Origin of the sequence: Catalinimonas alkaloidigena (assembly GCF_029504655.1) — a bacterium.
GTDB lineage: Bacteria > Bacteroidota > Bacteroidia > Cytophagales > Cyclobacteriaceae > Catalinimonas > Catalinimonas alkaloidigena.
In genome coordinates, this window is record NZ_JAQFIL010000001.1 from 6,897,373 (window position 1) to 6,922,906 (window position 25,534).

Sequence of the window (25,534 nt, forward strand, 5' to 3'; positions counted from 1 at the left end):
TTAACTAATTTTTTTAGCTATGAGTGGTTTATTATATCTGGTAGCCATCATTCTTTTAATCGGATGGCTGCTTGGTTTTTTTGTATTTAGCGTTGGTAATTTTATCCACATACTATTGGTGATAGCGATCATCGCTATCCTGTTTAGGTTAATCAGGGGAAGAGGGATATAATGATGTTAGAGCCGGAAGCGAATGACTTCCGGCTATATATTCTTAGCTTCATTCCAGTAAGCATCCATCTCATTGAGCGTCATGTTTCCCAGGTCTTTTCCTTCTGACTTGGCTTTTTCCTCCAGATAGTTGAATCTTTTAATAAACTTCTTATTGCTTCTTTCCAGCGCTTCTTCAGGGTTAATACCTGTAAAACGAGCGTAGTTGACCAGCGAAAACAACAAGTCTCCGTATTCGTCCTGCATTTTTTCAAGATTGTTTACCTTCTCCTCTGCACGAAACTCCTCCATTTCTTCTTCTACCTTTTCCCATACCTGTCCTTTATGTTCCCAATCAAAGCCTACCCCCCTGGCCTTGTCCTGTATGCGCATCGCTTTGATGAGGGCAGGCAATGACTGGGGAACTCCCCCCAATACCGTCTTTTTAACGTTCCCTTTCTCTTTCAGCTTAATCTGTTCCCAGTTTCGCTCTACCGTAGCAGCATCTTCGGCTTTTACATCTCCATAAATATGGGGATGGCGTACTATTAATTTCTCGCAAATACCATCCAGCACATCCTTGATATCAAAAGCTTCCTGTTCAGATGCTATTTTTGAATAAAATACGATATGCAGTATCAGGTCTCCCAGTTCTTTTTTTATTTCTGGCATATCTCCTTCTATGATGGCGTCTGAGAGCTCATAGGTCTCTTCTATGGTAAGGTGTCTTAGACTTTCCAGGGTTTGCTTACGATCCCAGGGGCACTGCGCCCTTAATTCATCCATTATATTCAGTAAACGCTCAAATGCTTGTCTAGCCTCTGCTTTTTTTTCTTTTGCCATGAGTAAATCCTTTATCTACAGTACTTTATTTAGTTTTCTTCTATTAATCTCAATCAAAAATAAGTAATAGAAACTTTGGTTCTAAGGAGTTCGTTTTAACTTTGTAATCAAAATAGCAGAAAACGATAAGCATATGACGACGATACTTTTAGGTATAGGATTTTTGGGTTTATTTTTCGTACTGATGTGCGTAAGACTTATTTTCCTGAAAAATGGAGAGTTTAAGGGTACCTGTGCATCACAAAGCCCTTTTCTGAATAAAGAAGGTGCTACCTGTGGGTACTGCGGCAAAGAAGTAGGCAAAGATAGCCAATGTGGTAACCCCGACTCTGAAGTTAATAAAGTATTAGCTAAGTTTGATTAGTGCTTTTTTCTAAATTTGCTGCCTTTCTATATTTAGCCATAAAATTACCATTCATTGACTTTAATTAAATCAATTTCCGGTATACGAGGTACTATCGGAGGAGAAGTAGGAGAAGCGCTTACACCGGTAGATATTGTAAAATATGCTGCCGCTTATGGCACATATATTAAAGCCAAAAAAGATGATGCCAAAGTTATCATCGGGCGGGATGCCCGTGTTTCAGGCCCTATGGTGTCTTCACTGGTATCTTCCACTTTGCAGGGATTAGGTATTGATATCGTTGATATTCAGCTTGCCCCTACTCCCACAGTAGAACTTGCGGTGAAGGATGAGAACGCCGACGGAGGCATCATCATTACCGCCAGCCACAACCCTGGGCAATGGAATGCCCTGAAACTCCTTAACGCTGATGGCGAGTTTTTGTCTGCTGAAGCGGGAGAGGAAGTACTGCGCATTGCTGAAGAAGGTGCATTTGAGTTTGCTACTTCAAAAAAACTAGGTAGTTATAGTGTAATAGAAAACTACATAAGCAAGCACATAGAGAAGATACTAGCCCTTGCTGAAGTGGACAAAGACGCTATAGCGTCCCGTAACTTGAGGGTGGCTATTGACTGTGTCAATTCTGTAGGAGGTATCGCGGTACCTCAGCTTTTGGAAGCCCTGGGTGTAGAACAGGTAGAAAAGTTTTTCTGTGAGCCTGATGGTGCCTTTAAACGTAATCCTGAGCCCGTTCCTGAAAACCTAAATCATATTTGTTCTAAGATTGAGCAGGGGGCTTTTGACCTGGGCATTGTAGTAGATCCTGACGTGGACCGCCTGGTATTGATACAGGACAATGGCGCTCCTTTTGGCGAAGAATATACCCTGGTCGCAGTAGCTGATTATATTCTGGGGCTTAACAATGGAGGTAATACCGTTTCTAACCTATCTTCCTCGCAAGCACTACAGGATATTACTGAGAAACATGAAGGAAACTATACTGCCGCTGCCGTAGGTGAGGTGAATGTGGTAAAAGCGATGAAGGCTACCCATGCGGTGATCGGCGGAGAAGGAAATGGCGGTGTCATTTTTCCTAAGATGCACTACGGACGAGATGCGCTTACCGGAATAGCTCTTTTTCTTTCTCATCTTGCTAAATTTGGCAAGACCATGACCCAGCTAAAATCTACTTATCCTCAATACCACATTTCAAAGAACAAAATTGAGCTGACGCCTGAAATTGATATTGATAATATCATGAAAGGCATAAAGCTGAAATACAGCAATATGCCTGTCAACCCTATTGATGGTATCAAGATCAGCTTTGGCAAAGAGTGGGTGCATTTGCGCAGATCTAATACAGAACCTATCATTAGAATCATTGCTGAGTCTCATTCTCAGGTAACTGCCGATCATTTGGCCAATAAGCTTATCAGCGATATACGCGAAGTAATATCAGAAAGAGCATAGGTAGATTCCTATGCCTCTTTTCTGTGCTAATTTTAACTTCTTCTTTACTAAACACTACACGCCATGCAGGTCTATTTGGATAATGCCGCCACTACTCAGCTTTCGCCTGAAGTGTTTAAAGCCATGAAGCCTTATATGCTGGAGTTTTATGGTAATCCTTCCTCTACGCATGCCCATGGTAGAGCTACCCGCTCGGCCCTGGAAAAAGCACGAAAAAAAGTAGCGGACCTGCTTCATGGCTCTCCTTCTGAGATTTTCTTTACCTCCGGTGGTACAGAGGCAGACAACACTGCTATAAAATGCAGCATAGAAGCGTTGGGCATAACACATGCGATTACTTCTCACCTGGAACACCATGCCGTACTCCATACCCTTCAGGAACTGGCAAAAAAAAAGATAATCAGTCTGAGTTATGTAGATACTGATGAGCGGGGAAATATTGACTTAACGCATTTGAGAACGCTTCTGGAGCAAAATGAACGTTCGTTCGTATCTATCATGCATGGTAATAATGAAATTGGTAACCTCAATGATATTGAGCTGATTGGTGAAATCTGCGAAGCTTATGATGCGATTTTTCACTCTGATACTGTACAGACGCTTGCGCATTACCCTCATGATCTTAGTAAGCTCAAAGTACACAGTATTATCGGGTCTGCCCATAAATTTCATGGACCTAAAGGGGTAGGCCTCCTCTATCTCAGGAAGGGCCATCAGATTACACCTTTCGTACATGGAGGCTCCCAGGAAAGAAATATGCGGGGTGGAACGGAAAATCTCTACGGCATCATCGGCCTTGCCAAAGCTTTGGAAATAGCCTATGAGGGTGCCGAGCAACATCGCAATTATATTTTAGGTCTCAAAAAACGTATGATTGAGGGCTTAAAAGAAAAAGTGCCAGGTATTGCCTTTAATGGAGAATCTGCAAATCTGGATAAAAGTCTGTATACGGTGCTTAATGTAAGCCTACCTCCCTCAGAAGATACTGATATGCTTCTGTTTAACCTGGATTTACATAAAATTTCAGCTTCGGGAGGTTCTGCCTGCTCTAGCGGTTCCAATATAGGTTCACACGTACTCAGAGCCCTATCTTCCGATCCTGAGAGAGGTATCATACGTTTCTCTTTCAGCAAATACAATACGCAGGAAGAAGTAGACTATGTAGTAGATAAGTTGGCAAATATGTATGCCTCTGTCAATACCTGAATTTATCCGAAAGATATTTGTTTGCTATATTAAGCAATCATTGCACTGAAAAAACCACCTATGAAACGATACACGCTTTTTTTTACCGCCTCTTTTATTTTACTATTTGTCAGCTTTTCTTCCAGTATAGCGCAACAAGCGATAGATAATAAAATATGGAAGGCCTTGTCGGGGGTAACTTACACCATTACTGAAGATGAGTATGGTGAACTTTATGTGCCGAAGTTTAGCGAAGAAGCCACGGCAATGGAGGGTAAAGAAGTTACTGTACCCGGTTATATCATTCCTTTTGAAGGCCTTTTCAAACCAGATCATGTCATTGTATCTTCTCTGCCTCTGGCATCCTGCTTTTTTTGTGGCTCCGGTGGACCTGAAACCGTGATGGAGGTCTATCTGAAAGAACCCATTGATTATACTGAATCTATTGTGGCCTTTAAAGGAAGGCTGAAGCTAAACGATGAAGATTACGAACAACTGATGTATATTTTGGAAGATGCAGTGATGGTAGGTGAAGTGGGAAAGTGATTATTGCGCTTCTGAACATAGAAAAGGCTCCTTCAGTAACAAAGGAGCCTTTTCTTTTACATGCTTACTTCCCTAATTTTATAAGCCTATCGCTATATATGCTTGAATTACAGAATTTTTGGAATTATCAAATACGGCTTCTGCTGCGGTAGTTTTAGCAATTTCGGTCAGTCCCAGGTTGTAGCGTGCGCCGATGCTTACCGCTTCCAGGTCTACTCCTATGCCAGCGGCCAATCCATAATCCCAAGATTTAAAATTATCTCTGTCCAGTTCTTCTGAACCATCCGCCAAATCACCATCAGTAGAGACGTTGGCTCCCAAAAGATAGCTGGCATACGGCCCTACATGAAGATTTAATGTTTCACCTAAAGTCACTTTGGCCAATATAGGAATATCAAGATAGGTCAGATTTGTTTTTACTTCTCCTTCAGCATCTACAAAGTCCAGTACACCGTCGTCATTGCCATAAGTGGCACGATTACCTTTAGTGGATAACAACAGTTCTGGTTGGAGACTAAAACCTTCAGAAACTGCTATTTCAGTAAATACCCCTACGTTAAAGCCCAGACGTACATTTTGGTCGCCTACTTCATTGCTGTAGAAATTTGAAGCATTTACACCTCCTTTTATCCCGATACGGGAGTCATCCATCTGAGCCTGGACTTCTTTTGGAAGATACAGCAGCGCAAAAAATAGAGAAAAAATTACTAGCCTGTTTAAATTTTTCATAGTTAAAAAAGTTAAAATTATCATTATTATTTTGTATCAAATCCTTAACACATACAATATTATATTGTTAATCATACTACCATAATTATTTTTTTATATGCTTGTCTCTCCATTCCTATCACTACTTTTTTAGGAATACTTTAATTTTTTCTACCTTGAAAGAGATGAAAAATATTCACCGCTTTTTAGAACATACCGCTCTCTCGCCTACCCTGACTTATCAGGAAGTAGAAAAAATGATAGAGCAAGCCCACGATCATCAATTCGCAGGTTTATGCCTTCCTCCTTTCTGGGTGAAAAAAGCCAAGCGGGACTTAGGCAATGCAGATGTACAAATGGTAACCGTGGTTGGTTTTCCCTTTGGCTATCAGATGAGCCAAACCAAAGAAGCTGAAATCCGTCAGGCACTTAAGGATGGTGCTGATGAGCTAGACGTGGTCATGAATATTTCGGCTTTTAAGTCGGGCTTACCCTGGGCTAAGATTGAGCTGGCAAAGTATGCAACCCTTATACACGAGGAGGAGGCTTTTCTGAAGGTAATCATTGAAACCGCTTACCTGTCGGAAGAGGAGCTCCGTACTGCCTGTAAAATTTGTGCAGACGCAGGGGCCGATTTTGTAAAAACTTCCACAGGAATAGCTCCTGAAGGAGCAAAAGTAGAGCATATCCGACTAATGAGAGAAATATTGCCTTCTAATGTAGGCATCAAAGCTTCGGGAGGCATTAAGACACTGAAACAAACTATAAGCATGCTGGAAGCCGGCGCCGACAGGATAGGTACTTCTTCCGCTATATATATTATTAATCAATCTAATAAGCAAATATGAATGTACACTACACAATCCGTGTCTATGGCAAAGTGCAGGGTGTTTTTTTTTAGAGCCAGCACTCAGGACAAGGCAGAGTCTTTAGGGATACTGGGATGGGTAAAGAATGAACCCGATGGTACTGTAAAAATAGAAGCTGAAGGCCCTGAACAGCAAATGCAGGAGTTTATTGACTGGTGCAAGCAGGGACCGACCTATGCCAAAGTAGAAAAGGTAGATTTGAAAGAAGACAATCCTCAGGGATTTGTCCGTTTTGAGATTAAGCAGTGAAATACCCCGGAGCAATGCTCCAGAGTATTTTTAAAGATTAGTTCTTCTTTTTGCGCCTTTGTGCATTATCCAGGGCTGTACTGTCTTTTTTCTCTTTATTCTCTTCTCCTTCATCACTCTCTTCTTTATCCTCCGGTTGGGGCGCTGATTGAAGCACCTGATCATTGTTTGCGAAGAACTCGTCAAAGGCCTTCTGGTGCGTAAGCGAGATTCCCTGCTGCAGGTCTACATCATTGGTAAATATGTCCCGCTCACTTTCCTGGAATATTCTAACATTTAAATTACCTCTGGCATCCAGGCGGTACAGCACTTCAAACTCACCATAAAATTCGTTACTGCCGCCACCCGCTGAGCTATTGGTGTTCAGGCTGGTCATACCCCCGGCACTAATGGTCAGCCGGTCATTAAAGAATTGTTTGGAAAGTGCTACATCCAGATCACGGTCGGCCAGGGCGGTATTCTGGGCCTGCAAATCATTAGACTCTATATTCATGTTGATCTGAACGCCTCCCAGATAATCTTCGCTCAGGCCGGTAAGCGTACTGGAAAGCAGGCGACTTACACTATTATCTATATTCTGATTGACTGTGGTTAAGGTAGAGCCTCCCCCTGATCCAAAACCTCCTTCTACCGGTAAAAACCTATTGAGTACAATCAGGGAAAATACTTGTTTATATAGCTGTGTCTCATCCTGCTGCATTCGATCTACAATATTTTGTATCATGATTACGCTAGAGCCACTTGCGGTAAGTTCTGGAATCTCTATATCAAAATTTAATTCGGGTTCGGCCAACTCTCCGCTGATATTCATCACCACATTGACCGGCTGTCTGGTCGTTACATATGACCCTCCACCTGAATCCATTATTTCAGTTCTGATACCTGAAGATAGCAGACCTTCCAATGTAGTTTCAGCAGTATAGACAGCGGTAATGTCAAACCTTGCATTCGCTGGATCACCATTCCAGCTAAGGGTGCTGCCCTCTCTGATATTAAACTCTTTCTTGATGAACTGGGCAAAGGTAAGTACGTATTGACCGTTCTGGATGATATAGGTTCCCTGCATGTTCATATCCCCTGTAGGACTCATATTTACATTTAAATCCGCCTCCCCCGAAACAGTAAGCATGTCTCCATTTACAGGATCTATCACAATGGTCAGTTGTGCCTCAGGACTAATATTAATATCTGTTGCTACACTCAAACCCGTAATCGCCACTGCCTGATTTCTGAGAGAATCTGATCTGCTGTTTACTTTCGTACTATCTCTGTTTTCACTGGCTACCGGATCAGCCTCTTCAAATGCATTACGAGTCGCATCAATGAAATGGATATATTCGGCCATTGAGGCTTCTTCCGCTTCATCTACCATCGCAATGGTCATGTCAGTGCCTTCATTGACTTCAGCATCTCCGGTGACTCTAAGGTCGTTGGACTCTCCCTGTATTTCCATACTGGCAGAGGCGACTGCTCTACCGTAGAAGCTTTCGTTTTGGTAGCTTTCACTGCTTACAAATAAAAAGTCATCTGTATTAAAAGTTAGATCCATGATCGGATTGGCAACATTCGCAAAATTGATACTACCATCCAGAGTAGCCTCGGTACGGGCAGAATCAAGAATGGTAAACTCACTGAATAATAGTTCCTGCCCGTTAAACTCGAGCGTCTGATTATTAATATAGTACTGTGCTCCGGTGATGGTAGGAATAAGACTCACTTCATCAGCAAAAGTGAAATTGCCGGTAAGGGATGGGTCGCTGGGAGTTCCTTTAAGTTCCAGATCCGCTTTCAGTACGCCCTGTAAGTCTTCTACATACTCCTGCATGAAAGTCTGCCAGGGTTCTAGCTGAAACCGCTGCATATCGATATCAAAATCAAAGTAACCGGAATCAAGACGATAGTTGCCCTCCATGACAAGTTCGTTTGTGCTTCCGCTAAGTCCCACTTCTATTTGAAGGGGCTCCTCTGTTTGTGGTGCAGCCAATCCTTTTCCGTTAGCATGTAGCTCCAAAGTGCCTACGGGCGTATCTCTTACTTTTAGATCATTGATGGTGAGCTGCGACTCCAGATCACCCTGCTTGAAAAGATTTTGAAATGAGGCCTGGGTGTTGAGTGTACCGTCGATCATAAAGTCGTCAAGGTCAATGCTGGCTAGTAACGGACCCAGTGCTAGCTGATCTATAATGAGTTGTAAATTGGTGTTTCCTTCCTGATTATTGGTGCTTACCTCAATCACCTGATTTTCCTGTTTAAGATAGAAACTATCTATTTCAAGGTAATTTGCAGCATACAAAATCCGCGTGGAGGGAGATAGCTGCCAGGGCTTTTGCTCCAGCACCAGTTCCGATTCGTCCAGACTGATCGAAATAGTATCCTGTTTGCTGCTGAGTACTGTATTCAGATCGAGGCGATAGGGAGCGTCTTCGGCTCCTATTTTGAGGTTCATATCAACTTCGGTGGCAAAAAGGCGTTGTTTATCTTCTTGCAAAGAATCCTGAGCCACGCCTGAAAAATCACCTCGCAGCGCCACTTCGGGTATCGTAAGCCCGCCAAGTCTGATAAAATCTGATTTAGTATTAAATTTTATTGCCTTTTCAGAAGTCTGTGCGGTAAGTAAAAGACTGTCTACACTATAATTTTCGTAGATGACATTGGGTGCATAGAAACGGAAAGTAAGTTTCTTGCGGTCACTGTTAAAATAAGCATTTGCCTTGATGGGCTGAGCCACATTTAAGGACGGAGCAAAAGCTCTGGCCAGCACTGGTGTATCTTTAATCTCAAAATTGATAAACAGTTCCTGATTGGTCTCATCGGTATTGATCGTATCCACATCATTAAGCGGTGCCTGGTAGGCTGACATATAATATTGCCTGAAATCCTGTATCGCTTTGGGTAATCTTTCAAGGCTAAATTGACCGCTGATACCTGCATTTACATAATCCGAATAAAAGTTAATGGTACGGCTGCTACCTGTATTTTCTGCCACTAATACCAGCGAATCCAGGTTAAAGGTTTCCTCATCTTTGATGATGCTGGACTCTGTTACTTTAAATGAACCTACAATATTGTCTACGGTATTTCCTTTGGCTTCAGCTCGCAGGCGGGTATTGTTGATAATAATGCTGTCCTGCAGCAGGTTGAGACGAAAAAGATTGAGGTTTTCAATATTCATATCCAACGCATACTGACTCTCCTCACCCTTTAAACTGGCTTGTGCATCGGCGTGCATTTGCAAGAGGCTGTCAGCATAGTCAATGGTAGCCTGTATATCGTCATAGTTTTTTTGAGCATTTACTTTTAACCCTTCGTACTGATAACCTTTATAGCCTAGGTTTTTTACCAAAAGACTTGCATTCAAACTGCTAAAGCTGGTATCCTGACCATAAGATTGTACTGCATCGATATCAGCTGTCATAGTAAGATTACCATAGTCCTGGGCCACACTGTCCGGGTTGCCTAGAGCCAGCATCACTGCTTTGAGGTCCAGTTGGTTGGCATCAAGATTGGCGCTAATATTCGCATTACTCTCACTCACTTGATAACTTCCATCGGCCAGTAACCTTCCGATGCCCGTTTGCAGATTAAGGTTTCCTTTAATGTCTTCCAGTGTCCCTCTGGCCTGGGCGTTAAGCGAAAGCCTCTTTTGTTGTAGTGTATTGAAGTATTGTGCCGTAGAATCATCCAACAGACTACTCAGGAAGGCATAATCTGTGGCGAACTCATTCAGATTAAAATCAAAATAGGGTGAGCCACTTACGGTAGAATCTAAAGCACTTAAATCTCTAAAGGAGGCTTCTGCCAGTAAATTTGCTTTATCAGCCAGGCTGAGCTCCATCCTATCCATAACACCCTGGCCATCTTGCATGTCTATTTGCCAGCTCAGCTCCGCATTCATTTCGCTTAAAGCAGGATATGCGCTGAGCGCATCCGAAAAATAGCTTACATCCTCTAAGCCCAAAATGGTACTGTTCAAATCAGATTTCAGGCTGATACTGTTCATTAATTCGGCAGTGGTTTCTGCCAGCCGCATGCTATAGTCTATGCTACCATTCAGCTCAGAATGTCCGGTACGCAATTCATTTAAAGTAAGCGCTATAGAGGGCATGTTCATGTTTACCTGTGCTGCCAGCTCCTGTAGCTGGAAGCCACTGTTACTCTCTACAAAAGCTAATAGTGGCAGATCCAATGAAACTGTCTTGGCCCCTACCTCTACATTTTCTACTTCCAGTTGAATGTCAGTCAGCGCCAGGTTTTCAAAATTCATCTGCTGGCTGGTATCCTGATTTACCTGCCCCACCTGATAGCCAATCTCACTGTTGGCGATTAGGATTTCATCCAGCGCGAAAGTAAAACCGCTGGGATTGATCACATTACTATCTGTGGTATCTGTTTCTTGCTGCTGTGCGGGCGCTGCTGTAGTAGTATCCGGCGAGGCAGGCACTTGCATACTAAATGCCAAACCATCAATATCCAGTTCACTGGCACTGATCAGCTGTTCATCCAGCGAAATCTTATCAAAGAGCAGGTTAAGCTTGTTTAGCGCCAGGTTCATGACTGTGCTATCTGCCTCGTAGTCAAAGCGAATACCGCTCAGCAGAAGCTCATTGGCCTGAAAGCTCCAGGAGGAGGAAGTCGTATCCTGCTGCGTCTGGGTAGTGGTATCGGAGGCAAAAGCTTCAGGGATAAACTCAAAATTCAGTGAGTCTGTACCTTTCTTTTGGTATAGGTTGATATAGGTATTAGCGATGATCACATGATCAATGCTGATGGTTTTGCTTACCGCTGCCCAGGGATCAAAGGCTACATCCAGCTTACCACTATACAATAATGTATCGCCCTGCTGATCTTCTACATACACTTCTTCCAGTACGATCTGGTCCAGAAAGTCTATGTCTATGCCTCCCAGGCTGACTTTGGTATTCAGCATATTAGAAACCTTATCTTCTACCAGGCCGGTAAGATAAGACTGTACTGCCGGGGTGCGAAAGGCTATATACACAATCAGCCATAGTATGAGAAGTGTACCGAATATATATAATATCCGCTGCGCCCACTTGGGCAGTTGTGACATATGTTCTTTAGGAGAGTTAATAGCTAGTAATTATTTTGTCAAAAAATGAGTTATGCTAAAAAATTGCTATCAAATACACATATAACAATTAATGTAGCCATTATTGTTATGCTTTATTAAGCTTGATGCAAACAAATATGCCTTAACTGCATAATTTTTTTAATTTGCGGTATCATAAGCTTAGTTTTCTAACGTGCATATAGTGAAAGATTATACATTAGACCATGAACAATAAGGAAGAATTACGAAAGTTGCTCAAAAAACTTCGCAAGTACGAGATATCTATTCGCAAAGCGATCACAACACAGATGCAGGGCGACTTTCACTCCGTATTTAAAGGCTCAGGCATTACTTTTGACGATGTACGTGAATATCAATACGGTGATGATATCCGTAGCATAGACTGGAATGCCACAGCAAAAGGTCATAGTGTATATGTAAAGACATATAAAGAAGAACGTGAGCAAATTGTTTATATGATGCTGGATGTAAGTGCTTCTCAGGAGATTGGCGATCCGGGACATCAAAAAGTAGACATCGGCAAAGAAATATGCGGGGTTTTGGCCCTTTCAGCCATCAAGGAATCCAGTCAGGTAGGTTTACTCTGCTTCTCTGACCAGAAAGAGGCTTTTGTAAAACCTAATAAAGGTGATAAACATGCTTACCAGATCATCACTAAGCTTTACAGCACCCAGCCGGTTTCTACCAAAACCAACTTAAATGCCGGTATTCATTATCTGCTGAATATTGTGAAGAGGCGCAGCATTATTATTCTCGTTTCGGACTTTATTGACGAAGACTATATCGGTAATTTAAAAGCACTGGCCCGTAAGCATGACCTTATTGTAGTACATTTATCGGACAAGCGAGAGACACAGCTCCCCAGTTTAGGCATTATTCCGGTGTATGACAAAGAAAGTAAAAAGACCATCTGGGTAAACTCTTCATCCTCTTACTTCCAGAGCAAAGTGAACAGCACCTATTCGGGCACAAGGCAAAGCCTGGAAGATTTTTGTCGCAAACATCAGGCAGATTACCTGTCAATCGCTACCGAAGAGGATTACATACCCAAGCTTATCAATCTGTTCAGGGTGAGAAATAAGGTCAGGAAAAGTGCGTAACATGGAGCAAAGCATGAAGAAGGTCTTATTTACCTTAGTAGGGTTATGTTTTTTGAGCAGCACTATGCTATGGGCTCAGGAACTGAAGCCCCAGGGCTATTTTGACCGTGATACGCTTAAGGTGGGCGAGCCGTTGATATATACACTTACTTTTCGCTATCCCAAAAATCTGGAAGTTGTATTTCCGGGAGAGGCTGATCAATATGCCCCTTTTGAGTACCTGGACCGGACTTTCGCGCCTACTTATTCGGATAGCGTATACAGCTATGACAGTGTGGCTTATCAGTTGACTACTTTTGAGATTGATAGCATACAGAGCCTGGCACTACCTGTCTATGTGATCAATACCAATCAGGAGGGAGAGGCAGATAGCACTACCATTTATGCTTCTATTGATTCTATTTACCTGGACCGGCTGATCAAACAGATGCCCGATAGCCTGGCTTTAAAACAAAATACATCTTTTCGTGATGTAGCACTACAGTTTAACTATCCTTATCTGCTGGTAGCTCTTGCTACACTCCTCCTGATTGCTGTATTGGTGTATGTGATCTTTGGTAAGCAAATACGCCGACAGTGGAAGTTGTATCAGCTCAAAAAGAATCAGAAAAAATTTCAGGAACAATTTGCCAAGGCGTTGGAAGCTCTACGAAAGTCACCTAACAAAAGACGCTCGGAGTCTACGCTACTGGTATGGAAGCAGTATATGGAAAGACTGGACCAGATGCCTTATACCAAGTTGACGACCAAAGAGATTGTAAACTCTCCGGCCGGAGAACCTTTACAGCAGGACCTGAAAGCCATTGACCGTAGTATCTATGGCAGGCATGCTAATGGCGAACTTATTCGTTATTTTGAGCATTTAGAACAGCATACAAATCATCGTTTTAAACAAAAGATAGAGGAGATAAAAAATGCCGATTGAAAGCGAAAGTTGGTTTTCTCTGGACTGGTTCCAGGCTGCTGTATTCTCAAACTTTGAGTATCAGCATCCGTTTTTTCTGTACCTGCTCCCCCTTATTCCACTGTTCTTTATTGTTCGCTGGCTGGTGGGGCTACGCTCCAAGCAAAAGCTTCCCATCGCGTTTCCTAAAAGTGCCATTAAGCAAAGCCCTATCACCTATCTGCGTCTGATTCCTAATTTGCTGATTGCCATTGTAAGTGCTTTATTGCTGTTGGCCCTGTCTCGTCCGCAAAAATCCGATGAGCAGGTAGAGCAATGGAGCGAAGGCATTGACATTATGCTGGTAATTGATATTTCAGAGTCTATGCGCATTGAAGATTTCAGACCTAATCGTTTGCAGGCGGCTAAAGACGTGGCCCGTGACTTTATTGCCGGCAGAATGCAGGACCGCATCGGGCTGGTCGTTTTTTCCGGTGACGCCTACTCGCTTTCTCCCCTTACTACCGACTATGATCTGCTGTATAAATTTATAGAAGACATAGACTTCAGCCTGATTGAAAGCCGGGGAACCGCTATTGGCAGTGCCTTAGCTGTAGCTACCAACCGTATGCGTGACGCGGAAGAAGGCGAGGAAGGGCCCGAGCGCCAGGGTGAGGCTTCCCGAGTAATGGTACTTTTGAGTGATGGTGACAACACTGCCGGTAACCTGGACCCGATTACTGCTGCTGAGCTGGCGCACGCTTACGATATCAAAATTTACTCTATTGCCATCGGCAAAGAAGGTAAAGTACCTTTTGGCAAAGACTTTTTTGGCAACACCCGCTATGTAGAAAACTCGCTGGATGAGACCACCCTCAGAGAAATTGCCAAGATCGGTGAAGGCCAGTTTTACAGAGTATCCAATAAAGAAGCGTTGGAAGAAGTATTCAGGATGATTGATGAATACGAAAAGGCGGAGATCAAAGAAACCCGCTATAAAGACACCACCGACTTTTACTGGATTTATCTATCCTGGGCCATCGGTTTCTTCCTGCTCTGGCTCATCCTCAAATCCACTTTTGTGAGTAACGTGCTGACGGATTAAGCTTGGTTTCAACTCACTTTTTGGCGCGCATCTTCCTGCCGAGGCTGAGTGGTAGGTAGCATGATGCGTGCTGAAAGCGCAGCTGGAAAGTACTGCTTTACCCATATTATAGCTTCAAGCTACAAATACAGCTATTCACTCCTTTGCAACAAAAGGAAATTATTATCTTTGTTCTATGCCAACCGTATTATCTATAGATGGCTTTAGGTTTTATTTTTATTCAGATGAAGGTAATGAACCAGCCCATATCCATATCAAGAAAGCAAATGGTCGGGGCAAATGGTGGTTGGAGCCAAATTTAGAAGAAGAATATGCCTATGAATTTACATTACAAGAACGTAGGCAGATCAAACGTCTGATTAATCAGCATTATGAATATCTAAAAACACAATGGTATGAATACTTCCAAAGATAAAATAGAAAACAAGCGAGCCAGTGATCCGATAGACCAGCTTATTTTTGAAGGAGGTTTGCGCATGAAAAAAATATGGTTCGATCAGGACCTGGACTTGATTATCGTTTTATTGAATAACAAAAAGATACTCAAACGCCCTTTATCAGATTTTAAACAATTAGCCGATGCAACAGAGCAGCAGCTAAACCAGTTTGATAATGATGGTATAGGTATCTACTGGCCTGATTTAGACGAAGACCTAAGTTTGCGAGGCTTTTTAAAGTACGAGCTTGCAAAAATGGATACACCCCTAGTGGCTTAAATATTCCTGCTTACACCAACTGTTACGTATCTTCTAACCAAGGCTCTATTTTACATGATTCATGGCGATAGCATAACATATCAACTATCCAAGCTTTATGAGTATGGTTAGCCACTTTAGTTAACTATGAAACCACCTGCTCTGTAGAAATTCCTTTCTTCACCTTTGACAGTCCCCAGGCGAGCGCAAGACCGGAAATGATGTCCCAGATGCCCCACCATCCGGCAATGATGGCCATGCCTCCCACTCCATCAAAGAAATTAAAGATAAGCACCAAAGCAATGCCCGAATTCTGGATGCCGGTTTCAAGGGTAATCGCTTTTTTATCGGGCAGCGACAAACCAAAAAGCTGGCCCAGACTATAACCACCGCCATAAGCCAACGCATTGTGCAGCAGTACGATCATCACGATGAAATGGATGTACTCCAGAAAGATATTAAAGTTGGCAGCAAATGCTCCTATGATAAAAGCGCCAAAAATAACGATTGATATTATGCGAATAGGTCGGCGGATTTTAGCTGTTAGCTTAGGAAAATAATGATTGAAAAGCATGCCCAGGAGCAGTGGGACCCCCACGATGAGCAGTATGGTTTCCAGCATGTCCGAAAAGCTGATGCTGATTTGGGGTAGAGATACTCCACTACTCAGATACAGATTTCCCCAAAGCGCAAAATTAGCAGGAGTGGCAACTACTGCCGCTAAAGTAGCAATGGCGGTGAGGCTTACCGACAAAGCTCCATTCCCCCCTGCCATCACGGACAGCATATTGGAAAGATTGCCTCCTGAACAGCAGGCTACGAGTATCATACCTAAAGCGACGCTGGGTATGGGATTGCTTAATAAGACCAGAACATAAGTTAGCAGGGGTAAAATCAGAAACTGGGCTACTAAGCCAATAATTAAACTTTTGGGCTTCTGCCATAAGTTTTTGAAATCAGCCACTGTTAATTCTATCGCTACCCCAAACATCACCAAACCCATGCAGATATTGAGCAGCAGTAAGCTATCCTGATTAAAATTTAGCTGTATCTCATCAAGTATTTCCATGCTAGACAGTCCTGTTAGATTGAATTGGGTATCCAGATGGCACTGGTTTCATCTCCCAGAGCCATCGCTTTTCCCTGCAAAAAATCATAGCCGGTCAATGCGCAAACTATGGCATCCAGTTGATCTTCGTAAGCTTTCAGGAAGGAAGTTTTATACTTCTGCTCCTGATCAAGCACAGGAAGATAATCATCTAATGAGTGGTTGAGCTTCAGTTGCAAGGCTGCACGAAGCTTTAGCAGTTGCTTAATGCTCAAGTGATAACGCTCTTCCTGAGGATACTCTTTCCAATATTTACCTTTTTTCTGCACTTTGTACGGTAAGCGATATTCCAGTTGCATATATTCAATGATGCTGACGTGCGGATAAACCTCCATAAAATATGGAGCATTTTCTGGTATAGCGTCTACCCCCGCCCACTTTAGGCCTGCATTGCTCAATTGAGCAAACATATGATCGGCTACTTTTCCCGGCCGATCATGGGTTGGGCTATGTACCGCTGCTCCTTTTTTACCATACCGGCTGGTAATTTGGCGATCTGCCGCTCTGTAAGTAGTCATAGGTCGGGGAGAAAGAGGAATGTCCAAGGCTACCACATGGGGTATCTTTCCAATTTCATTAATCACCTGATGTAAATCAGGAAGAGCTTTTTGATTCGTGTATGTTTTTTCACCTACAAATTCCTTATATGAAGCAGCAAGCTTTATCAAACTAGGACTTTCTGTATTCTCTTTCTTCAGAAGCGCTAATCCACTACTTCCTCCTACCGTCCAGGCGGCATCTATGCCCAGTATAAATTCAGGCAAAACTATTAGCGGTTAAACGAACGTTCAATTACTTCCAAAACCTATTTTACTGCCCTTATAGCCTTGTTCTTCCATTTTTGTTGCTGCTTCTTCTACCTTTTCTCTAAGCTCATCTTTGTATTTCTGCAGGCGCTCAGCAACTTTTTTCTCGCTTGAGCCTATAATCTGAGCCGCCAGAATGCCGGCGTTTTTCGCGCCATTAAGGGCGACTGTGGCTACCGGTACACCACCCGGCATTTGAAGGATAGACAATACTGAGTCCCAGCCATCAATAGAGTTACTGGATTTAACTGGTACACCGATGACAGGCAGCGTAGTGACTGAAGCTACCATACCTGGTAGATGGGCAGCGCCTCCGGCTCCGGCGATAATCACTTTTAGCCCTTTATCTCTTGCCTTCTCTGCATAGTTCATCATACGTTGAGGTGTACGATGGGCAGAAACAATGGTGACTTCAAAAGGAACTTCCAACTCATCTAATATATTAGCAGCCTCTATCATGACCGGCAGGTCAGACTTGCTCCCCATGATGATACCTATTTTGGGTTTGCTCATGCTTTGATTTTTAAACTATGTTTTACTTGTTCTACTTTCTTTTTTAATGCGTTGATATCCTGATCAATGATGGTGATATGCCCCATTTTACGAAAAGGCTTGGTCAGTTTTTTTCCGTATAAATGTACTTTCACACCTTCTATGGATAGCGTCTCTTCTAATCCTTCCAGTTTAGCCAGTCCTGTAAAGCCATCCTCACCCAGCAGATTGACCATAGCGGCAGGCACTTTGGTAGCGGTAGAGCCTAAAGGCATATTGAGGATTGCTCGCAGATGCTGCTCAAACTGTGAGGTAACATTTGCTTCAATACTGTGGTGGCCACTATTATGAGTGCGGGGAGCAATTTCATTGACCAACAACTTTCCCTCTTTGGTCAGAAACATTTCTACTGCCAACAAACCGGTCATCCCTAACTTTTCAATGACTTCCTTGGCCAAAGCATCAGCATCACTGGCAATCTGCTCACCGATATTGGCAGGTGCAAAAAGATATTCTACCAGATTGTGCTCAGGATGAAATACCAGTTCTACTACCGGGAAAGTCTTCATCTCTCCCTTTTCATTTCTGGCTACTATTACTGCCAGCTCCTTTTCAAAATCAATTAGTTTTTCCAGCAATCCAGGAGTTTCAAATGCCTTGTCCAGCTCTTGCGAAGTAGTAATTTTTTGTACCCCTCTCCCATCATAACCTTCTTTCCCCAGCTTATGTACGGCCGGCAACATTGCGATATATTTGCGTACATCTTCTTTATTTTCAGTAAGCACAAAATCTGCCGTGGGTATATTATGTTCTTTGTAAAAAGTTTTTTGCGCGCGCTTGTCCTGAATCAGCTCAATGACCTGGGGCTCTGGGTATACTTTAACACCTTCTTCCTGCAGTTTTTTTAGCGCCTGAGTATTTACATTCTCTATCTCTATGGTAACCAAATCGCACTGCCTGCCGAAATTATAGACAGTATCAAAGTCAGTAAGTGAGCCTTGGAAAAATTGGGTAGCGATATTTTTACAGGGAGCGTTTTCATCAGGATCAAGTATCCACACATCCAGGTTAAAATCTATGGCTGATTGTATCAGCATGCGGCCCAGTTGGCCTCCCCCTAACACGCCTAATTTAAAATTTTGGTAAAATGCTACTGACATTTCTTAATTTTTATAGATTAATGCGCAAAGTTAAAGTTTATCGTTTAGAGATGCTTCTTTTGTCGTATAAGTTTCAAAATCTACAATACATGCCTAGACTGCTGATTAAATTTCTCTGTTGCCTTTTTGTTTCATTTTCTTTCTGGTCCTGTCGTTCCCAGGCCTACCGTTCTGAGCACATGGTAGAAATGCCCAAGCCTAATATCCTGTTTATTGCCGTTGATGACTTAAGACCGGAACTTAATTGCTATGGAAAAACTCAGGTTATTTCTCCCAACATAGATCGGCTGGCTTCCGAAAGCCTTGTTTTCAACAGGGCTTACTGTCAGGTCCCGGTTTGTGGTGCTTCCCGGGCTAGCCTGCTTACCGGCCTGCGTCCTACCCGAGACCGCTTTATTGGCTATGCAACCCGTGTAGACGAGGATGCACCGGAAGCACTTACACTTCCTCAACATTTGAAAGATCACGGCTACTATACCATTTCTAACGGTAAAATTTTTCACCATTTGAATGACATGATAGAAAGCTGGAGTGAAGCGCCCTGGCACCCTAATGAAAGTGGGACTAACTGGCGTGATTATGTGCTGGAAGAAAATATAGCGCTTTCCGCTCAAAAGGATGGGAGCAACGGGCCTTCATACGAAATCGCGGAGGTAGAGGATGAAGCTTATTATGATGGAAAGACGGCTCAGAAAACCATTGATGACCTGAAAAGGCTGGCTGAAAAAGAGCAGCCCTTCTTTCTGGCAGCAGGTTTCCTCAAACCTCATCTTCCCTTTAATGCTCCTAAAAAATACTGGGATTTGTATGATGAACAAACGATCAGTCCGGCAGAAAATGACTTCAGGCCTAAGGATGCTCCTGATGCAGCTATACACAACTGGGGCGAGCTCCGTAACTATACCGATATACCTGCTAAAGGGCCTCTGACGAATGAAAAAGCTGATACACTTGTACATGGCTATTACGCTTGTGTCAGCTATACTGATGCTCAAATCGGTAAAGTTTTACAAGCGCTAGAAGAGCTGGAGTTGGCTGAAAATACAATCGTTATTCTCTGGGGAGATCATGGATGGAACCTAGGGGAACATGGCCTTTGGTGTAAACATGCTAATTTTGAAAGCTCTCTCCGCGCTCCGCTTATGATCAAAGTACCGGAGGTAGAGGGTGGTAAAATGACTAATGCCCTTACCGAGTTTGTTGATATTTACCCTTCTCTTTGCGAACTGTCAGGAATACCAGTCCCTCATCATTTGCAGGGGACCAGCTTCGTTCCCTTGCTTACTCAGCCCGATCAGCAGTGGAAGAAACACACCGTCAGTAAATATCATAATGGTTATACCGTAAAAAGCGATGATTATCGTTATACAGAATGGAGCGATGAGCAGGGAAAAATTTATGCGCGCATGCTCTATGATCATCGTACAGACTCATTGGAAAATGTTAATATTTCTGAAGAAGTTGATAGCAAAAGCATCATCCAGCAAATGCAGCACACTTTGTACACCACCTATTCGGAAGAGTTTGAGTAGCGGAAATGTGTTAGAGGATTATGGTACGATGGTTTGAACTGAATGTATCCAGCATAACCCTCTTCTTACTCCTCAATCGCGATACCCATCTTTGCCATGAGTTTGCTGGCATTGAAGCTTTTACACACCCCTTCATGGATTTTATAGTCAAAGTAAATTTCATCCTGCTCTATGGTACTGGTAAAACTGTAGTTAATAACACTGCTTAGCTCTTTTTCCATTTTACCCAGTTCCAGATCATGGGTAGAGACAAAACCAAAAGCTGGAAGCTTACTCAACTGCTTGATCAGTGAAGCTGCTCCATTATGTCTATCCTGAGAGTTGGTGCCTTTCAAAATTTCATCCAGCATGTACATGACCGGTATTTGAAGACTTTGCTGGGGATCTTCCAACATCTGAAGCAGTTGTTTCAATCGTTTGAGTTCGGCATAAAAAGAAGACACGCTTTCTTCCAGGGAGTCCTGGGTACGCATGCTGGTAAATACCTGAATGACAGAGGTTTTCAGTTTTTTAGCACAAACCGGTGCGCCCATCAATGCTAATACTATATTGATACCTACTGTTCTCAGGAAGGTACTTTTACCTGACATATTAGAACCAGTAATTATGCAAACCTTCCCTTTATCCTGCATGCTAAAATCATTATTCACTCTTTTTTTGGCATCAATCAGACAATGGCCCAATCCATCTGCCTCAAACACATAGCCTTCATCCACAATATCTGGTATTACATATTCAGGATGTGAGAAAGAGAAGCCTGCTATACTGTTGAGCGTTTCTAATTCACTAATGCTGTCAAACCAATGGCTGATATCACCTCTTAAACTGCTTTTCCACTTGTCAGCTCTTAGTAACCAGTATACATCCAGCAAGAAAACGATATTGAAAATATGATAGAAGATATTCCCGCGGGAATTAAAATTATCAAGTATATATTCCAGCTTGCTGATTTCTTTAGAAGCCTGCACTCCTTCATGTAGAAAGTTTGCTTTGAGATTTTGCAGTCGTTTATGTTGAAAATCCATCTCCTCCACACTTTGGATCATGGCCCGATAGGCTTGCAGGGCACTGATGCTGCTAAATGTCTTTTTGTGGGTAAGACTGGCTTTCTCTGCGGTTGACCATAGTATAAAACCATTCATAAAAATAGCAGCGATTGGCCAGTATCCGCTGATATCAGATGTGAAGTACATAATAATCCCTGCCAGCGTGATTAGGGGCATGATCATCATGGCCAGCTTATATAAACTTCTTTTTTCTAAGGCAATAGGCTCTTCTACCCAGCAAAGCAGGGCATCAGTATCTTCCTCATTTTCTTTGGCTACCCTCCCATGGGCTTGAAAATCCTGCCGCCAATCCAGCTTTTCTTTCATCTCCTGCACTGCCTGCTGCCGGCTCAGTACTTCTTCTCTGGATGCGGGATGCATTAACCAGGAGGCGAGTAAGGCCTTGCCTTTATAGGTACTCGTCCTATTGATTAGCTGATACAATGAATGTTCTCCAAAAACATCTAAATCCCCTGTATAGGGGTGCTGAAGGTGAAGAAACTTCTCTCCTGTCTCCATGCCTTTCAGTTTTCCATTCAGTCTTGCTATTTCTTCTTCGTTGATCTCTACCAGACTATCAATATGAAACCTTTTTGTCTTCAGTTGATTATGATGTCTTACCAATAAGGGAAATGCTATGATAAAAATGAGCGAAACTAGCAATACAGCTGAGCCACTTTGTGCATTGGCGAAGTAAACTACAGTTATCAGAAAGAGGATAAATAGTAGGATGCGCATCCAGGACAGTTTACTATGCTTTTCTGCATATTCCTTCGCTTTTACTTTAAATTCCTGTATTCTTTCTTCGTATGTGGAGTAGGTTTGTTTATTCATAGCTTGACTTCGCTTCTTTATCGCAAGTATTTGAACGTAAATATGAAAGATTGTTTCTTAATCGTATCACCTTTTCGCCTTTCTTCGGCTATATTTGTTATTTATATAAGCGATGGAAACAATTACTGATACTTTTCATAACAAAACACAGCTAACATTGAATACCATTCAAGGCGTAGATTTGCTTGATGTATGTAAAGAGTTTGGTACTCCCCTTTATGTATATGATGCTGACAAAATAGTGCAGCAAATTAACATGCTGCGCGACCTCTTTTCAAGGACACCTTTACAAATCAAATATGCAGCCAAATCGCTGACCAATCTGTCCATTCTTAAGCTGGTCAAAGCGCAAGGCATTGGTCTGGATGTAGTGTCTATAGAGGAAGCGCAACTGGGAATTAGAGCTGGCTTTGCTCCTCAGCAAATTTCCTATACACCCAACTGTGTGAGTTTTGAAGAAATACAGGAAGCCGTTGAACTGGGTGTAGCGATAAATATAGATAATCTGCCCGTACTAGAACAGTTTGGCAGAACCTATGGAAACAAGGTCCCCTGCTGCGTGCGGATTAACCCTAACATTATGGCAGGGGGTAACACTAAAATCTCCGTAGGCCATAGTTATTCTAAATTTGGAATTTCAGCACTACAGGTACGTAAGCTGGTCCAGATCGTTGATGAATACCGTATTGATATTAGTGGCGTACATGTACATACCGGTTCAGATATTTTAGATGTAGATGTGTTTTTATCTAGTGCTGAAGTAGTTTTTGAAGTCGCCAAACACTTTTCTAACCTCCGCTTTATTGATTTTGGTAGTGGCTTTAAAATAAATTATCATCAAGAGGATAAATCAACCAATCTGAAAGAACTGGCTAGTCGCCTGCAGGATAAATTCCTTGAGTTTTGTGAAGAATACGGGAAGCCTTTGGAGATGTGGCTGGAGCCTGGTAAAATTCTGGTCAGTGAGTCTGGTCAGTTTTTGGTAAAGGTAAATGTGGTAAAAGAAAATCCAGCGGTTACTTTTGTAGGTGTTGATTCAGGTTTTAATCACCTGATTCGCCCTATGTTTTATGATGCCTATCAACACATTGAGAATATTTCCAATCCTGACGGAATCAAAAAGAAGTATCATGTAGTAGGTTATATTTGTGAGACTGATACTTTTGGAAGTGATCGTGAGCTGAATGAGGTGCGGACCGGAGATATTTTGTCTATCAAAAATGCTGGCGCCTATGGTTTTAGCATGGCTTCTAATTATAATTCGCGTCGGCGCCCGGCTGAAGTGATGATCTATCAGAGCAAAGCCCATCTAATTCGTCAGCGAGAAACGATGGATGATTTAATAAAAAATCAAATTATCATAGACATATAATATGATAAAAATCCGCACTTCACTTTTCCTGTTCCTGCTGTTTACCTGCTATGCTCAGGTACACGCTCAGGAGGAGCGTAAATTTGTGCATTATCTTAACATTGGAGCAGGTTTTACAGCACCTACTTCCTATGATGAAAGTTTTTCCACTATCATCTATCGGGGCTATGCCGGTTCCGTAGCTGCCCAATACCACAGGCGTAGTGAAGATGTAATGGATCATCTGGATTTTAGATTTGACGGGGGTGAACTTACCAACAGTACCAGCCTTGCTTACTTAACATACTACCGTTTTGAAGGAAATTATAGCTATGAGAAAAAGCTAAAAAACATATGGCAAGATCGCCTGGCGTGGTATGTAGGAGGCTCTTTCAATGCACTATGGACTTTGTTTAAGTATCGCGATTTTAAAAATAATTCTTTCAACAATAGTGTATATGCATCTCTAAGCCCTCGTACTTCTCTTGCCTATGATTTTAATCTCTGGAACAGGGATTTTAGACTTACAGGATCTGCTTATCTTCCTATTCTCTCTATAGCTATGCGCCCTTCTTATGGCTCCAGCAATTTCTTTGGCTTTCTGGATGATGACCGTGATGATACTTTCAAACAACTTGTGGAAAGTAGTAAGCTTGTTTCCCTCAACAAATTTTTCCGCTATAGCAATACTTTTGCATTAGAGTACTTCTTTGAAAGGAATCCCAACCGGATTCGCCTGAGTTACGAGTGGAATTATTTGCGGTACAGTGAGCCCCGTATTACACAATCTGCTTCGCACAATATTACTTTCTCTACCATGTTTAATTTCTGAGGTATTGAAAATTTAAGAACCAATGAAAGCTTTTTCTCTCAGTATACTATCTACCATCTTACTCAGTTTTTTTTGCATGTCATGCGAAGAAGTTTTGATTAATGAAGAATATGAGGCAAATGCGGTAGATGTATTTAATTCTTTCTGGACTACTGTAGATGAAAACTATACATTCTTTGATTTTAAAGGTATTGACTGGGATGCAGTATATGCCGCCAACCGTTCCCGTGTAGAGGACGGCATGCGCCGTGATTCCTTATTCAATGTGCTGGCTGATATGCTTTTCGAGCTACGTGATGGCCACGTCAATCTGCAGGCTGGTTTTGATCTTGCGCGTAACTGGCAATGGTACCTTGATCATCCTCAAAATTTTGATTACTCACTCATTGAAAGAAACTATCTGGGTGATGATTATGAAATTTCAGGTGCCTTCCGGAATCGGGTAATTGATTCTATCGGTTATGTTTACTACTCCAGTTTTGAAAACAACGTGAGTGAGTCGCTGGTAGATTATATTGTTGGTAAATTCTCCAGTCGGATAGAAAATAAAAAAGATACAATTATTGTAAAAGGCCTGGTAATTGACGTCCGTAACAATGGAGGGGGCTCATTGAAAAATGTAGAAAAAATTGTTAGCCGCTTCGCTGACGAAAAAAGACTGGTACATTACTGGCAATATAAAAATGGTCCTGGGCACAATGATTTTACCGAACCGATTCCTAAATATGTAGAGCCGAAAGGAAAATATCAGTACAAAGGTCCGGTAGTTATTCTTACCAACCGCTCTTGTTATAGCGCTACTAATTTTTTTGTGCAGATTATGAAAAATTTTCCCAATGTACTGGTAGTGGGTGACAGCACCGGCGGAGGTGGTGGACTCCCTATCAACCGGGAATTACCCAATGGCTGGAGGTACCGTTTTTCATCTACTGTAACCACTACAGTAAGTGGTGAAAATATAGAAGACGGTGTAGCACCAGATCTGAAAATAAACATGAGGCAAGAAGATATGGATGAAGGTAAAGATACCCTCATAGAAAGGGCATTTGAAATTATTAAAAACGTCTACTCCCGACAAAAAAATTCAAGTTTTCCATCTTCTGATCAACTTCTTCTTCTAAATCAAAGAAGTTAG

At 42.3% G+C, this 25,534-nt stretch carries 24 protein-coding genes; 16 read left to right on the plus strand and 8 right to left on the minus strand.

The annotated features are described in order from the left end of the window. Positions 1–19: 19 nt before the first annotated feature. Positions 20–172, plus strand: coding sequence for a lmo0937 family membrane protein (locus tag OKW21_RS27975; RefSeq protein WP_277486198.1), 153 nt, complete (start codon positions 20–22; stop codon positions 170–172). Positions 173–204: 32 nt separating this feature from the next. Here OKW21_RS27975 and mazG read toward each other — a convergent pair whose 3' ends face one another. Then, on the minus strand, positions 205–993 hold the full coding sequence (gene mazG, locus OKW21_RS27980) for a nucleoside triphosphate pyrophosphohydrolase (protein ID WP_277486200.1): 789 nt from the start codon (positions 991–993) through the stop codon (positions 205–207). Between the two features lie 133 nt (positions 994–1,126). Here mazG and OKW21_RS27985 point away from each other — a divergent pair, with 133 nt between their 5' ends. The 4 genes from OKW21_RS27985 to OKW21_RS28000 all read left to right on the plus strand — a co-directional run bounded on the left by OKW21_RS27985 (position 1,127) and on the right by OKW21_RS28000 (position 4,537). Then, positions 1,127–1,357, plus strand: coding sequence for a hypothetical protein (locus OKW21_RS27985; RefSeq protein WP_277486201.1), 231 nt, complete (start codon positions 1,127–1,129; stop codon positions 1,355–1,357). A 54-nt stretch (positions 1,358–1,411) separates the two neighbouring features. Further along, positions 1,412–2,806, plus strand: coding sequence for a phosphoglucosamine mutase (gene glmM / locus OKW21_RS27990; protein ID WP_277486203.1), 1,395 nt, complete (start codon positions 1,412–1,414; stop codon positions 2,804–2,806). A gap of 63 nt (positions 2,807–2,869) precedes the next feature. Further along, positions 2,870–4,012, plus strand: coding sequence for a cysteine desulfurase family protein (locus OKW21_RS27995; protein WP_277486206.1), 1,143 nt, complete (start codon positions 2,870–2,872; stop codon positions 4,010–4,012). A gap of 60 nt (positions 4,013–4,072) precedes the next feature. Continuing rightward, positions 4,073–4,537 (plus strand): hypothetical protein, encoded by a 465-nt coding sequence (locus OKW21_RS28000; protein WP_277486209.1) that lies wholly within the window; start codon positions 4,073–4,075, stop codon positions 4,535–4,537. Between the two features lie 78 nt (positions 4,538–4,615). Here the strand turns inward: OKW21_RS28000 and OKW21_RS28005 are convergent, their stop codons facing one another. Continuing rightward, positions 4,616–5,266 carry a porin family protein gene (locus OKW21_RS28005; protein ID WP_277486211.1) on the minus strand — a complete coding sequence of 217 codons (651 nt, stop codon included), beginning with the start codon at positions 5,264–5,266 and terminating at the stop codon, positions 4,616–4,618. A 164-nt stretch (positions 5,267–5,430) separates the two neighbouring features. On the opposite strand from OKW21_RS28005, the gene deoC reads away from it, so the two are divergent. Together deoC and OKW21_RS28015 are read left to right on the plus strand one after the other, a co-directional pair. After that, positions 5,431–6,093 (plus strand): deoxyribose-phosphate aldolase, encoded by a 663-nt coding sequence (gene deoC, locus OKW21_RS28010; protein WP_277486213.1) that lies wholly within the window; start codon positions 5,431–5,433, stop codon positions 6,091–6,093. Next, positions 6,094–6,363: an acylphosphatase gene (locus OKW21_RS28015; protein ID WP_338130093.1), complete on the plus strand. Its 270-nt coding sequence runs from the start codon at positions 6,094–6,096 to the stop codon at positions 6,361–6,363. Positions 6,364–6,400: 37 nt separating this feature from the next. Here OKW21_RS28015 and OKW21_RS28020 read toward each other — a convergent pair whose 3' ends face one another. Continuing rightward, entirely contained in the window at positions 6,401–11,434 is a 5,034-nt protein-coding gene (locus OKW21_RS28020) for a translocation/assembly module TamB domain-containing protein (protein ID WP_277486215.1), read from the minus strand. A gap of 224 nt (positions 11,435–11,658) precedes the next feature. Here OKW21_RS28020 and OKW21_RS28025 point away from each other — a divergent pair, with 224 nt between their 5' ends. From OKW21_RS28025 to OKW21_RS28045, 5 genes are all read left to right on the plus strand, one after another. Next, positions 11,659–12,555, plus strand: a complete 897-nt coding sequence (locus OKW21_RS28025; RefSeq protein ID WP_277486217.1) for a DUF58 domain-containing protein — start codon at positions 11,659–11,661, stop codon at positions 12,553–12,555. Between the two features lie 13 nt (positions 12,556–12,568). Then, positions 12,569–13,480 (plus strand): hypothetical protein, encoded by a 912-nt coding sequence (locus OKW21_RS28030; protein WP_277486219.1) that lies wholly within the window; start codon positions 12,569–12,571, stop codon positions 13,478–13,480. Continuing rightward, the gene (locus tag OKW21_RS28035; RefSeq protein ID WP_277486221.1) at positions 13,470–14,543 is read left to right on the plus strand and encodes a VWA domain-containing protein; all 1,074 of its coding nucleotides are present in this window, start codon (positions 13,470–13,472) and stop codon (positions 14,541–14,543) included. The genes OKW21_RS28030 and OKW21_RS28035 overlap by 11 nt, the downstream gene beginning before the upstream one ends. Positions 14,544–14,718: 175 nt before the next feature. Beyond that, on the plus strand, positions 14,719–14,958 hold the full coding sequence (locus tag OKW21_RS28040) for a DUF4160 domain-containing protein (RefSeq protein WP_277486222.1): 240 nt from the start codon (positions 14,719–14,721) through the stop codon (positions 14,956–14,958). Next, positions 14,939–15,259 (plus strand): DUF2442 domain-containing protein, encoded by a 321-nt coding sequence (locus OKW21_RS28045; protein WP_277486227.1) that lies wholly within the window; start codon positions 14,939–14,941, stop codon positions 15,257–15,259. The genes OKW21_RS28040 and OKW21_RS28045 overlap by 20 nt, the downstream gene beginning before the upstream one ends. 124 nt (positions 15,260–15,383) lie before the next feature. Here OKW21_RS28045 and OKW21_RS28050 read toward each other — a convergent pair whose 3' ends face one another. The 4 genes from OKW21_RS28050 to OKW21_RS28065 are packed head-to-tail and all read right to left on the minus strand — an operon-like array spanning position 15,384 to position 18,804. Then, positions 15,384–16,307, minus strand: coding sequence for a bile acid:sodium symporter family protein (locus OKW21_RS28050; RefSeq protein ID WP_277486229.1), 924 nt, complete (start codon positions 16,305–16,307; stop codon positions 15,384–15,386). A 14-nt stretch (positions 16,308–16,321) separates the two neighbouring features. After that, positions 16,322–17,110, minus strand: coding sequence for a DUF429 domain-containing protein (locus OKW21_RS28055; RefSeq protein ID WP_277486230.1), 789 nt, complete (start codon positions 17,108–17,110; stop codon positions 16,322–16,324). A gap of 24 nt (positions 17,111–17,134) precedes the next feature. Then, positions 17,135–17,665 (minus strand): 5-(carboxyamino)imidazole ribonucleotide mutase, encoded by a 531-nt coding sequence (gene purE, locus OKW21_RS28060; protein WP_277486233.1) that lies wholly within the window; start codon positions 17,663–17,665, stop codon positions 17,135–17,137. Then, positions 17,662–18,804 carry a 5-(carboxyamino)imidazole ribonucleotide synthase gene (locus OKW21_RS28065; protein WP_277486235.1) on the minus strand — a complete coding sequence of 381 codons (1,143 nt, stop codon included), beginning with the start codon at positions 18,802–18,804 and terminating at the stop codon, positions 17,662–17,664. Before OKW21_RS28065 ends, purE begins: the two co-directional genes overlap by 4 nt. 89 nt (positions 18,805–18,893) lie before the next feature. Between OKW21_RS28065 and OKW21_RS28070 the strand changes: the two genes are divergently transcribed. Further along, complete coding sequence (locus OKW21_RS28070) at positions 18,894–20,336, plus strand: sulfatase (RefSeq protein ID WP_277486238.1); 1,443 nt, start codon at positions 18,894–18,896, stop codon at positions 20,334–20,336. A 65-nt stretch (positions 20,337–20,401) separates the two neighbouring features. Here OKW21_RS28070 and OKW21_RS28075 read toward each other — a convergent pair whose 3' ends face one another. Further along, positions 20,402–22,216 (minus strand): MutS-related protein, encoded by a 1,815-nt coding sequence (locus tag OKW21_RS28075; RefSeq protein ID WP_277486239.1) that lies wholly within the window; start codon positions 22,214–22,216, stop codon positions 20,402–20,404. Positions 22,217–22,328: 112 nt separating this feature from the next. Here OKW21_RS28075 and lysA point away from each other — a divergent pair, with 112 nt between their 5' ends. From lysA to OKW21_RS28090, 3 genes are read left to right on the plus strand one after another with little or no spacing between them, the layout of a single operon-like run. Further along, on the plus strand, positions 22,329–23,588 hold the full coding sequence (lysA, locus tag OKW21_RS28080) for a diaminopimelate decarboxylase (RefSeq protein ID WP_277486242.1): 1,260 nt from the start codon (positions 22,329–22,331) through the stop codon (positions 23,586–23,588). A 1-nt stretch (position 23,589) separates the two neighbouring features. Then, a complete protein-coding gene (locus OKW21_RS28085) occupies positions 23,590–24,399 on the plus strand; it encodes a hypothetical protein (protein ID WP_277486247.1) in 810 nt (269 codons plus the stop codon). A 22-nt stretch (positions 24,400–24,421) separates the two neighbouring features. Beyond that, a complete protein-coding gene (locus OKW21_RS28090; protein WP_277486249.1) occupies positions 24,422–25,534 on the plus strand; it encodes a S41 family peptidase in 1,113 nt (370 codons plus the stop codon).

Bases quoted from the DNA above. Each gene is read 5' to 3' on its own strand.
- OKW21_RS27975 (WP_277486198.1), top strand. From the start codon at position 20: ATGAGTGGTTTATTATATCTGGTAGCCATCATTCTTTTAATCGGATGG.
- OKW21_RS28030 (WP_277486219.1), top strand. From the start codon at position 12,569: ATGAAGAAGGTCTTATTTACCTTAGTAGGGTTATGTTTTTTGAGCAGC.
- OKW21_RS28015 (WP_338130093.1), top strand. From the start codon at position 6,094: ATGTACACTACACAATCCGTGTCTATGGCAAAGTGCAGGGTGTTTTTT.
- OKW21_RS28005 (WP_277486211.1), bottom strand. From the start codon at position 5,266: ATGAAAAATTTAAACAGGCTAGTAATTTTTTCTCTATTTTTTGCGCTG.
- OKW21_RS28070 (WP_277486238.1), top strand. From the start codon at position 18,894: ATGCCTAGACTGCTGATTAAATTTCTCTGTTGCCTTTTTGTTTCATTT.
- OKW21_RS27995 (WP_277486206.1), top strand. From the start codon at position 2,870: ATGCAGGTCTATTTGGATAATGCCGCCACTACTCAGCTTTCGCCTGAA.
- OKW21_RS28045 (WP_277486227.1), top strand. From the start codon at position 14,939: ATGAATACTTCCAAAGATAAAATAGAAAACAAGCGAGCCAGTGATCCG.
- OKW21_RS28090 (WP_277486249.1), top strand. From the start codon at position 24,422: ATGAAAGCTTTTTCTCTCAGTATACTATCTACCATCTTACTCAGTTTT.
- OKW21_RS27985 (WP_277486201.1), top strand. From the start codon at position 1,127: ATGACGACGATACTTTTAGGTATAGGATTTTTGGGTTTATTTTTCGTA.
- mazG (WP_277486200.1), bottom strand. From the start codon at position 993: ATGGCAAAAGAAAAAAAAGCAGAGGCTAGACAAGCATTTGAGCGTTTA.
- OKW21_RS28075 (WP_277486239.1), bottom strand. From the start codon at position 22,216: ATGAATAAACAAACCTACTCCACATACGAAGAAAGAATACAGGAATTT.
- OKW21_RS28000 (WP_277486209.1), top strand. From the start codon at position 4,073: ATGAAACGATACACGCTTTTTTTTACCGCCTCTTTTATTTTACTATTT.
- lysA (WP_277486242.1), top strand. From the start codon at position 22,329: ATGGAAACAATTACTGATACTTTTCATAACAAAACACAGCTAACATTG.
- OKW21_RS28020 (WP_277486215.1), bottom strand. From the start codon at position 11,434: ATGTCACAACTGCCCAAGTGGGCGCAGCGGATATTATATATATTCGGT.
- OKW21_RS28040 (WP_277486222.1), top strand. From the start codon at position 14,719: ATGCCAACCGTATTATCTATAGATGGCTTTAGGTTTTATTTTTATTCA.
- OKW21_RS28050 (WP_277486229.1), bottom strand. From the start codon at position 16,307: ATGGAAATACTTGATGAGATACAGCTAAATTTTAATCAGGATAGCTTA.
- OKW21_RS28025 (WP_277486217.1), top strand. From the start codon at position 11,659: ATGAACAATAAGGAAGAATTACGAAAGTTGCTCAAAAAACTTCGCAAG.
- OKW21_RS28085 (WP_277486247.1), top strand. From the start codon at position 23,590: ATGATAAAAATCCGCACTTCACTTTTCCTGTTCCTGCTGTTTACCTGC.
- purE (WP_277486233.1), bottom strand. From the start codon at position 17,665: ATGAGCAAACCCAAAATAGGTATCATCATGGGGAGCAAGTCTGACCTG.
- OKW21_RS28065 (WP_277486235.1), bottom strand. From the start codon at position 18,804: ATGTCAGTAGCATTTTACCAAAATTTTAAATTAGGCGTGTTAGGGGGA.
- deoC (WP_277486213.1), top strand. From the start codon at position 5,431: ATGAAAAATATTCACCGCTTTTTAGAACATACCGCTCTCTCGCCTACC.
- OKW21_RS28035 (WP_277486221.1), top strand. From the start codon at position 13,470: ATGCCGATTGAAAGCGAAAGTTGGTTTTCTCTGGACTGGTTCCAGGCT.